This window comes from Streptomyces sp. NPDC006510, assembly GCF_040611955.1.
In the GTDB taxonomy this organism is placed as follows: domain Bacteria; phylum Actinomycetota; class Actinomycetes; order Streptomycetales; family Streptomycetaceae; genus Streptomyces.
The window spans coordinates 42,402-52,771 of record NZ_JBEXPH010000036.1; the positions used below are offsets into that span (position 1 = coordinate 42,402).

The 10,370-nt window shown below is 69.2% G+C and carries 7 protein-coding genes; 2 read left to right on the forward strand and 5 right to left on the reverse strand.

What is annotated here, in order from left to right; all coding sequences use genetic code 11:
* Together ABZY11_RS14415 and ABZY11_RS14420 are read right to left on the reverse strand one after the other, a co-directional pair.
* Complete coding sequence (locus tag ABZY11_RS14415; protein WP_356479423.1) at positions 1–2,064, reverse strand: PQQ-dependent sugar dehydrogenase; 2,064 nt, start codon at positions 2,062–2,064, stop codon at positions 1–3.
* A 10-nt stretch (positions 2,065–2,074) separates the two neighbouring features.
* On the reverse strand, positions 2,075–3,691 hold the full coding sequence (locus ABZY11_RS14420; protein WP_356479431.1) for a glycosyl hydrolase family 8: 1,617 nt from the start codon (positions 3,689–3,691) through the stop codon (positions 2,075–2,077).
* Positions 3,692–4,384: 693 nt separating this feature from the next.
* Here ABZY11_RS14420 and ABZY11_RS14425 point away from each other — a divergent pair.
* Entirely contained in the window at positions 4,385–5,221 is an 837-nt protein-coding gene (locus tag ABZY11_RS14425) for an aldo/keto reductase (RefSeq protein ID WP_356479424.1), read from the forward strand.
* 105 nt (positions 5,222–5,326) lie between these two features.
* The gene (locus ABZY11_RS14430; protein ID WP_356479425.1) at positions 5,327–5,809 is read left to right on the forward strand and encodes an RICIN domain-containing protein; all 483 of its coding nucleotides are present in this window, start codon (positions 5,327–5,329) and stop codon (positions 5,807–5,809) included.
* A 464-nt stretch (positions 5,810–6,273) separates the two neighbouring features.
* Here the strand turns inward: ABZY11_RS14430 and ABZY11_RS14435 are convergent, their stop codons facing one another.
* The 3 genes from ABZY11_RS14435 to ABZY11_RS14445 form a co-directional block, all read right to left on the reverse strand.
* The gene (locus tag ABZY11_RS14435) at positions 6,274–6,831 is read right to left on the reverse strand and encodes a hypothetical protein (RefSeq protein ID WP_356479426.1); all 558 of its coding nucleotides are present in this window, start codon (positions 6,829–6,831) and stop codon (positions 6,274–6,276) included.
* 414 nt (positions 6,832–7,245) lie between these two features.
* A complete protein-coding gene (locus tag ABZY11_RS14440; protein ID WP_356479427.1) occupies positions 7,246–8,403 on the reverse strand; it encodes a CoA transferase in 1,158 nt (385 codons plus the stop codon).
* A 473-nt stretch (positions 8,404–8,876) separates the two neighbouring features.
* Complete coding sequence (locus tag ABZY11_RS14445; RefSeq protein ID WP_356479428.1) at positions 8,877–9,806, reverse strand: class I SAM-dependent methyltransferase; 930 nt, start codon at positions 9,804–9,806, stop codon at positions 8,877–8,879.
* Between the last annotated feature and the right edge of the window lie 564 nt (positions 9,807–10,370).

Here is a 10,370-nt window from a genome sequence, read left to right on the forward strand (position 1 = left end):
CTAGGTGATCGAGACCCGGAACAGCTTGTCCGAGCCGTCGGGTTCGTTCCCCTTGTTGTCGCAGTTGGTGGTGGAGAGCCAGAGCTGGTCCTGGCCGGGCACCTTGGTGACCGTGCGCAGCCTGCCGTACGTACCGACGTAGTACGCACTCGGTGTGCCGAGGTTCTCGGTGTCACCGGTGATGGGCACCCGCCACAGCCGTTCGCCCTTCAGGGCGGCCATGTAGATGACATTGCGGACGATGGCGATCCCGCTGGGCGAGGCCTCGGAGATGTTCCAGGTCTTCTTCGGATTGGTCATCCCGTCGGTGGTGCAGGTGCCCTCGCAGACGGGCCAGCCGTAGTTCCTGCCCGGCTTGATGAGGTTGAGCTCGTCCTTCTTGCTGTCGCCGAACTCCGCTTCCCACAGACGGCCGTTGCGGTCGAAGGCGAGACCCTGCGGGTTGCGGTGACCGTAGCTGTAGACGTAGTTGCCGAACGGGTTGCCGGGGGCGGCCTTGCCGTCCGTCGTCATCCGCAGGATCTTGCCGTTCAGCGAGTTCTTGTCCTGGGCGAGGTCGGGGGTCTGCGCCTCGCCGGTCGACGCGTACAAGTAGCCGTCGGGGCCGAAGGCAAGCCGTCCGCCGTTGTGGTACCTGCTCTTCTTGATCCCCTGGAGCAGGACCGTGTACCCGCTGAGCGAGCTGCCGTCGTAGGTCATACGGGCGACGCGGTTGCCCTCGGACGCGGTGTGCATGAAGTACACGTAGTGGTTGGTGGACCACTTCGGGTCGACGGCGACGCCGAGCAGACCGCCCTCGCCGTCGGTCGTGACGGCGTTGGGTACGGTCCCGACCTGGGTCCGGGTGCCGTCGGGGGTGGCCTTGAGGACCTTGAAGCTGTCCCGTTCGGTCACCAGCGCGGTCTTGCCGTCGGGCATCCAGTAGGTGCCCCAGGGGATGGACCAGCCGCTGGAGACGGTGGCGATGCCGGACGGCACACCGCCGTCGGTGGCGCAGTCCGGGGTGGTGAAGGTGACCGTGTTGCTCGGTGGTGAGGCGTTGCCCGCCGCGTCCTTGGCGACGACGTCCAGGGTGTACGGGCTGGCGCAGGCGAGCCCGGTGAGTGTGGTCGTGGTGGCGGGCGGGGTGCCGGTCACGGTCTTGTAGACGGTGCTGCCGCTGCGCACCTCGTAGCCGGTGACGGCCTTGTCGTCCGTGGACGCGCCCCAGTTCAGGACGGCGCTGTTGGCGGTGAGGCCCGAGGCGGACAGGGTGCCGGGTGCCGAGGGTGCGGTGGTGTCGGAACTGCGCAGGGTGGTGCAGTCCACGATCGGGCTGACCGCTGACACATTGCCGGCCGCGTCACGCGCGAACAGTGTGAGGTTGTACGTGGTGTCGGGGGCGAGCCCGGTCAGGCTCTTCGTGGTGGCGGTGCCCGGCGCCTCGCCGAACTTGTTGCCGTGTTCGTAGATGTCGTACGCGACGACACCCACGTTGTCCGTGGCGGCGCCCCAGTTGAGCGTGAGGCTGTTCTCGGTGATCTCCGAGCAGCTGGGCGCCGTGGGTGCGGTGGGGGCCTCGGTGTCCGAGGAGGTGACCGTGACGTCGAGGTAGTCGAGATTGGGCAGCCCGTTGGCCGTCGTGGACGTCAGCCGGATCTTGTTGCCGCCCGCCTTGACCGGCGTGGTCAGGGTGGAGGTGGCCCAGGTGTTCCAGTCGGTGGTGGCGTTGAAGGCGCGGGCGGCCGAGACGACCGTGCCGTCCACGGCTACATCGGCGGGCCGGGCGTCCGCCGTGCCGTTGGAGTACCGGATGGCGATCTTCCCGGTGCCGGCGGAGGCCGCGGTGACCGTGAACTCCACATAGCTGCCGACGACATTGTCACCGTTGACGAATCCGGTGCCCGAGTAGCCGGAGTGGTTGGACTCGGCGGCGCCCTTGACGATCGTCGCGGACTCCGCCTCGTACCGGGTGGCGGCCGCGGAGGCCGACTGCGGGACGGCCTGTACCAGGGCGGTACAGAGCAGCACGGCCGTGAGGGCCGCCACTCTGCTGCGTGCCGTGGTGAGCGTTCCGACCTGCATCCGAACCTCCTCAGGGAACCCAGTAGTTACCGGATGCGACGATCATCGACTGGAGCTGGACGCTCCCGCCGTAGTAGAGCTGCGGGTCGATCGACGTGGTGGCGAGCTTGTTCCAGAGTGCGTCGAGCCAGGCCTGGGAACCGGAGTCGGTCAGCGCGGTCACGACGAACGGGGCGGTGAACGCCATGTCGTTGCCGCTGTCGAACACCGAACCGTTCAGGTGGTAGCCACTGGCGATCTTGTCCGGGTCCCCGCCCGTCTTGGTCTTGATCCAGGAGTTGAGCTTGCGGGCCGCGGTGAGCGAGGCGCTGTCCCCGCTGGTGACGGCGTCGGCGCCGATGCGCCACGGGTCACGGCAGGCGTTCCAGGAGTAGTCGCCGTCGTTGGGGCTTTCCAGCACCTCGCCCGGGGCGGGCTTGGCCGTGGTGTTGGTGTTGACGACGAAGTCCGCCAACAGTCCCGTCCCGGAGGCGTACTTGGACTGCTGGGAGGTGATCAGGTTCTGGTGCGCCGTGCGCACGGTGTCCCAGGTGCTGTCACCGGTGGCTGTCCTGAAGGCGCGGAAGTGGTCGATCATCCAGTCCGAGGAGCGGGTCATCCAGTAGTGGGACTCGCCCGAGTCCGACCAGTCGCCGAACAGCATCAGGTGCGTGGTCGGGTTGACCTCGCTCTTCTTGATGGCGTTGATGTGTTTGACCGCGAGGTCCTTGTAGTTGTACGTGCCGGTGGAGCCCCACTGCTTGTCGGCGAGGAGCAGCCCGTAGGCGACGTCGAGGTCCCCGTCGGTCGCCGAGTCGGAGCCGTCGACGCTCTTGCAGGAGGCGTCCTGCTCGGCGGCGAGGAGGTTGGCGTTGTTCACCGAGGGGTGCGCGAGCATGTACTTGACCATGCCGTCGAAGACGGTCCTCGCCTCCGGGTCGGCCCCCGCCATCGTCGCGGTGACGACCATCCCGTAGCCCTGGGCCTCGGCGACGTAGGGATGGTCGGCGTCGGGCGAGATGACCTCGTACCAGCCGTTGCCGCAGTTCTTCCTGACGAACGCGGACTTCCAGGCGTTGTACGTCTTGATCACGGCCTGGTCGAGTGCCGACTGCGAGCCCGACGGCTTCAGCGTCCCTGCCGCGTAAGGGAATTCATGGCTGCCGAAGGGCACCGCGGGACCGCCGGCGGCGGGAATCCCGGTGTTGAGGTAGTCGAGGTTGGGGCCGCCGTTCGCCGTGGTCGCGGTGGCCCGGACGGTGTTGGTCCCGGCGACGAGCTGTGCGTTGATGGTCTTCGTCGCCCAGGTGTCCCAGGACCCGGTCCCGCCGAAGGCGACGCCGGAGGCGGCGACCGTACCGTTCACACTGATGTCCAGCGGGCGGTTGGTGGTGGTGCCGTTGGCGTAGCGCAGGTCGAGCGTGGCGGAGCCCGCGGTGGCGGCGTCGACGGACCACTCGATGTAGCCGCCGGCGATGTTGGTGTAGTCGACGAAGCCGGTGCCGGTGTAGCCGGTGTGGTTCGTCGCCACGGCGGCCCGGGACAGGGCCGCGTTCTCGGCCTCGTACGCGTGGGTGGCGGCGTAGGACTTCGGGAGGTGACCCAGCAGGGGAAGGAGCAGACAGCTGAGACCTGTGAGGACAGCCACCAAGCGGCGTGGGGGTGCGCCAGGGTGCACGGATGATCCCTTCCGAGTTCGGTGTTAGGAAAGGTTCCTAACCGACACTGCATAGGATTCCCTGCGGAGCCTTCTGTCAATGCCCCGCGCGGGCCCAAATCTCGGGCGGGACAGTCGGGTTGGACGAGTGCGGGCAGCCCTTCGGAGCGAGTCACACCCCGCCGCCCGGCCTGGCGAGGGCGTGCCGCCCCTCCCGCTACTCAGACCAGTTGGTAGCCGCGCATGCGGGTGAGCAGGAGATGGATGTCCTGAAGCGGTCCCGAGGAGGTGTCCCGGTCGACGGTGTGCATGTTGAACCGGAAGTTGTCGCCCTCGGCGAGGATGTGCGGCTGCCCCGCCGGAGCGGCGCCCGCCTGGAAGGGTTCGTCACTTCGACCTCGCTCGGAGTCGTTCGTTCGGGAACTCGGCGTTGCACGTTCACAAGAGTGTCCAGCATTCAGGAACGTGCTCCAGGGTCGCGTGCTGACGGGACGCGATCAATGGCCCGGACGGATGGGGCCGGAGCGATCACGGGCGGGGTCGCGGCGACAACCCGGCGGGCCTGTGCCGCCCCCGGGCGGGTCGGGTGAGGAGCCATGGAACGTCGGGCGGCAGGGGAATGCATGGCGGCCGGTGATCGTTGACCATGCGAGTACCAACCGACGACGTAAGGATCGACCGCTCGTGAGCCAGGTCCCCTCCATCACTCTCAACAATGGCGTCGAGATGCCGCAGCTCGGTTTCGGTGTCTGGCAGGTGCCGGACGACGAGGCCGCGAAGGCGGTCGCCACCGCCATCGAGTCCGGGTACCGGAGCATCGACACCGCCGCGATCTACGAGAACGAGCGGGGCACCGGCCGGGCGATCGCGGCCTCAGGTGTCGCCCGCGAAGATCTGTTCGTCACCACGAAGCTGTGGAACACCGAGCAGGGCCACGACGCGACCCTGCGCGCCTTCGACGCCTCGCTCGACAAACTGGGTCTGGACTACGTCGATCTGTACCTGATCCACTGGCCGGTGCCGGCCAAGGACGCGTACATCGACACGTACAGGGCCTTCGAGCAGATCTACTCCGACGGCCGCGCGAAGGCCATCGGTGTCTCGAACTTCCTCCCCGAGCACCTGGAGCGCCTGCTCGGCGAGACCTCCGTGGTCCCGGTGATCAACCAGATCGAGCTCCACCCGCAGCTCCAGCAGGCCGATTCGCGCGCCTTCCACACCAAGCACGGCATCGCGACCGAGGCCTGGTCGCCGCTGGGCCAGGGCAAGGGCCTCCTGGAGGTCCCGACGGTCGTCGCGATCGCACAGAAGCACGGCCGCACCCCCGCACAGGTGGTGCTTCGCTGGCACATCCAGACCGGCAATGTGGTGATCCCGAAGTCCGTGACACCGTCCCGGATCGTGGAGAACCTCGATGTGTTCGGCTTCGAGCTGGACGCCGACGACCTGGCCGCGTTCGCCGCGCTCGACGAGGGCAAGCGCCTCGGCCCGAACCCCGGCGAGTTCAACCTCGGCGCCTGATCCGTAGCGCCGTATCTCCGAAACACACGACACAGACCGCCGCCCGGCTGCCGAGCCGGGCGGCGGTCCGCTACGGGACAGCCCTCGGGCAGGAAGGACCGGAACATGAGCGGGGACACCGCGCCCGTCGTGGCAGCGGGCCGCTACCGGCTGCGCAATGTGGCCAGTGGGCTGCTGCTGGAGGTGTACGGCTCCGCCAAGGGCGGCGGCGCCCCGGTCCAGCAGGGCGAGGAGAGCGGTTCGGCGGCCCAGCAGTGGCAGTTGTCGCCCGTGCACGAGGGCGCCGCGCTCTACTACCTGGTCAATGCCCACAGCGGAAAGCGTCTGGACGTCGCCAACGCCTCCACCGAGAACGGCGCCGTGATCCAGCAGTGGCGGGCCAACAACTACGGCGCCCAGGAATGGCTGATCGAGCAGCACCTGGAAGCGCCGGGGGTGGTGACCCTGGTCAGCTTCATCAGCGGGCTCGTCCTCGAAGTGGCCGACGGCAGCACGGCGGACTGCGGACGGGTCCAGCAGTGGGAGGACACCGACTCCCCCAGCCAGTGGTGGCAGTTGGAGCCGGTGCGGGACACCCCCGGGGCATAGGCCGGATACAGTCCGGCACGCAGATGCGTGCGGATGCGGGGATGCGTGCGGACCGGAATTCGGGTGGCCCCTCGGGGCGTGCCGCCCGGGCCGTCACTCCCCCTGGGCCAAGACGGCCCGTCGGCCCCCCTGGCGGCCGGGACATGGGCGGCGTCTGCCGCGCCGGCGCCACGTTCTGCCGCCCGGTCGCCGGGCCCCACCGAGGGCCGCGGGCCGAGAACGAATCCCGGAAGCCGAATCCCGGAACCGGAAAGGAACCGGAGCCCGGTGGCCGTGTGCGGCACGGCTGTTCCGGTCGGCTGGCAGTGCCTCACCGTCCGGCTTAACATGGCCTGGCAGGTGTTTGATTTTGTCACTCGTCGTTCAGGTGCGGGTATCCGACCGGCCGCTCCGGCCGGATACCCTGACTGGAACCCCGGCCCGATTGCGGCGGGCCGGGGTCCTACGTCAACCGAGTGACTCGGTCACCAGTCTCGACCACCGCGGTCACGGCCTTCGTCGTAGTGGTGCTCGATCACCCGGAAGCTGCCCACCACTCCGTTCTTGACCCACACGCCGCCGTGGACGTGGCCCGGGTGCACCCCGTCGCTGGAGCTGTGCGGTCCGACGGTGGCGATGGGGGCGCCGTTGTCGCAGGTGGCCCCGCGGAAGACCTCGACGGTCCGGCGGCTGTCGTTGCGGATGTTGAGACTCTTGGAGCCGAGACCGCTGACCACGGTCACGCAGCCGCCCCGCTCGTCGGAGTACGTCCGCTCGTTGATGTGGATGCGGCCCTCGTAGTGGTCACGGCCCCCGCCGTAGCCGCCACGCTCGTTGTCCTTGCCCTCGTTGCCCTTGCCCTCGTTGCCCTTGCCGACGTCGCCGCCGCCGAGAGCCGAACCGGGAGCGGGAGCGGCCTGCTCGACGGCCTGAGCTGCCTGGACCGGCTCGGAGGTGGCGGCCGAGGCGTAGGTGATGCCGGTGGCGGCCAGGGCCGCAGCGGCCGCGACGGCGGCCGTAACGATGGTGGAACGGGTAATCATTTCGCTTCTCCTGTCTCAGAGAGGTCGGCTGAGCAGTCGACCCGTGGATGAACGTACCGACCATCCCCATACCTGTCATTTCAGACATATCGAGGATCGCCCCCTGCGCTCCGATCGAGGTACATAAAGTACGCCATATGCTATTTTCATATAATTAGGCAGGGTATCAATTGCCGTTATTCGTAGGCGAGTTGATCCGCCATTAGCCTGTCCAGGGGACTTTCTGATGCCCACTCACCCTGGCGGCAGCGCGTCCGTTCTTGACACGGTCCGGGCAGCGGACGGGGCCGTGGACGCCGGGCGTCCACGGCCCCGTCCGCACTTCGCCGCCGCGGGTCCCGCAGCTCGTTCCACGGCGGCGCCGTGTTGGCCGACTCGCGCCGGATGGGCTGGAAGGAGCGGTTCGGCGGACGGTCAGCCGTCCAGCCAGCGCCTGAGCTCCTCGGTGTGCTCGCCGAGGCGCGGCGGCCGCCGTTCGTACCGCGGCGGGGTGCGGGACAGCCCGATGGGGTTGGCCACCAGGCGCATGGGGTCGCCGGGGCCCGCGTCGGCCGGTGCGACCCGCGGGGACAGGCCCAGGCGTTCGGCGAGGTCGAAGGCGCCCGCGAGGTCGTTGACCGGACCGCAGGGCACCCCGAGCGGGGTGAGCAGGGCGAACCACTCGGCTGCGGTGCGCGGGGCGAGCCGCGTGGAGATCTCCTCGGCCAGCACATCGACGTGAGCGACCCGGTCCGCGTTCGAAGCGAACCGGGGGTCGGTGGCCAGTTCCTCGGCGTCCAGGCCCCGGCACAGGGCCCGGAACTGCCGGTCGTTGCCGACGGCGACGACCAGCGGCCGGTCCGCCGCCCGGTAGATCTCGTACGGGGCGATGGACGGGTGACGGTTGCCGAGGATGCCCGGCACCTGACCGGCCAGGGTGTAGCCACCCGCCTGGTTCACCATGCTCGACAGCAGCGAGGACAGCAGATTGACCTCGACGTGCTGGCCGTCACCGGTCGCGTCGCGGTGGCGCAGCGCCGCCATGACCCCCACAGCGGCATGCAGGCCGGTGAGCACGTCCACCAGCGCCACACCCGTCTTGACGGGCTGTCCCGGTGCGGGCCCGGTGACGCTCATCAGCCCGCCGACCGCTTGCAGCAGCAGGTCGTAGCCGGGCAGCGCGGCGCCTTCACCGGCCCCGAATCCGGTCACCGAGCAGTAGACGATGCCGGGGTTGAGCACCTGGGCCTGCGCGTAGGAGAGTCCGTACTTGTCCATCGTGCCCGGGCGGAAGTTCTCGAAGAGCACATCGGCGCGGCGCACCAGTTCATGGGCGTCGCGGCGCCCGTCCGGCGTGCCGAGATCGATGGCGAAGGACCGTTTGTTGCGGTTCACGGACAGGAAGTACGTCGACTCCCCGTGGGCGCGGGGCGGGCCCCAGGCGCGGGTGTCGTCGCCGGAGCCGGGACGTTCCACCTTGATGACGTCGGCGCCGAGGTCCGCGAGGAGCATCGTGGCGTACGGAGCGGCCAGCACCCGTCCGAAGTCGGCGACCACGACCCCCGACAGGGGGCCGGGAACGGGGGTGCTCACCGGGTCACCGTCCGGAATCCGCGTATCCGGGGTACGGGTATGCGTCGGTGGGGCCTACCGGGGTGGCTGCGGTGCTGCATGTGACTTCCTCTCGATGCGCCGGGATCGTCAGGCCCCATCCTGGGCCTGCCGGACACTCCACCGCAGTGGACGAGATGTCCCGCGCGGACACCCCGTACCACTCCAATCCGTCGAGGGGTCAGGCCGACAGCGCCGGCAGCGGCTTCGCGCGTACGCGGGCGGGGTCGGGATCGGCGTCCGGCAGCGCGCGCATCCGGTCCACGCGGCTGTGCATCGTGGACCGGTGTACCCCCGGGGACGCGGCTTTCCATCACAGCCTTGGTGATCGCGACGAAGGGGGTGGGATCGGCCGGCTCAGGGATACGCCCATGCGTGCATCTCCCGTGCCCGGTCCACTGTGTTTCGGAACCCAAGGGCTGAGCGGGTGGACCGGATGCGCGCCGGGGCTCCCGTCAGTCCCGTCGGCCCAGGTGCACGGTACGCACCGACAGCAGGAAGACATCGGGACGCCGACGCAGTCCGGCCGGGTCCTCGGGGTCGAGCAGCCGGTCGAGTACGGCGATGTCCTCGGCCGCGAGGCCGTCCGCGAGCATCTCGCGGCGACGGGTGAACTCGGCGACGACGTGGTCGCGGGCCCCGTCGGGGAGCGGTGCCGGAAGGTCGAGCAGGAAGCCACGGGTGCCCTGCGGTTCCAGCCCCACCGCGGTGAACAGGGCGTTCCAGTCCTCGGTCTCCCGCTTGGCGCCGGGCAGCGCTGCCCGCATGTCCTCGAACCGGTCCGCGTTGACCGCTTCGAGCCTGGCCTCCAGACCGGGCCGTCCCATGCCGATGTCGCGCGGGAGGCGGCGGGGCTGCAGACCGCCCTCGGCCAGGGCGACCGTTCCGCCGGAGCGCAGCAGTGCGGCGAAGCCGGCGAGGACGGCGCGCTGGTCACCCATGTGATGCAGGGCGTTGCCCGCCCAGATGAGGTCCGCGGCGCCGAGCCCGTCGAGGTCGTCGGGGATGTCGGCCTGCCGGGTACGGACCCGGTCGCCGAGGCCGAGCCGTTCGGCGCGGGCGCGGGTGCGTTCCAGCAGTGCCGGGGTGCCGTCGACGGCGACGACCTCCGCCTCGGGGAACACCTCGGCGAGCAGACAGGAGATCACGCCCGGCCCGCTGCCGATGTCGAGCACCCTGCGCACTTTCGGTGCCTCGGGAAGCCCGGCGATCCAGCGGGCGACCTCCTCGTACTGCGGCCGGCTGACCTCGGCCTCCTGCTCCAGCATCGGCCCCATGACGTCCCAGTCGAGGTCGACGGTGTCGTGGTGATGCCCCTGGGGCGCGCCGTGGTGGTGGCTGTGAGGGGTGTCCTGGTGATGACCGTGATCGGTGTGCTGAGTCATGGGGACAGCCTCACCACCCGCCAAACCCCTGGCAAGCTTTCTTGCTGATTCGGCAATCCGCCACATCGGTGCACCCAGCTGAGCACCGCAGAAGTCACACGCATCCGAGCGCCGCAGAAATGATGCGTCATGGACCTCCCGCGTCGTGAGTCATCCATGCGTCAAGCACTTCGGGGTCGAAACCTCTCCGGGACACAACGACCCACCAAAGGAGGGGAGTCTCCCCTGGTGAGCAGGGCGAGAGACGAACCGGCGTCACGAACACCACCTCCGAACAGGCTTTAACGCGTTAACCCACCGCCCAACAAACTTGCGCTGCAACGGTGTTGACGCGTTATGGCCGAGCCCATACGGTGCTCACGCCGCCCCCATCGAGCCGACGCCGGAGCGTACCCATGAAGCGCCGCACCTTCCTTGCCGGAACCGCCGCCGTGACCACACCCGCGATCGCCGTGTCTGCGGCATCGGCCGCCGTCGCCGCGCCCGCCTCCCCCGCCGACGCCGCCGCCGACGCCGACGCCACGACCGTGCGCCTCGTCATCGACGGCGTAACGCACGATCTGC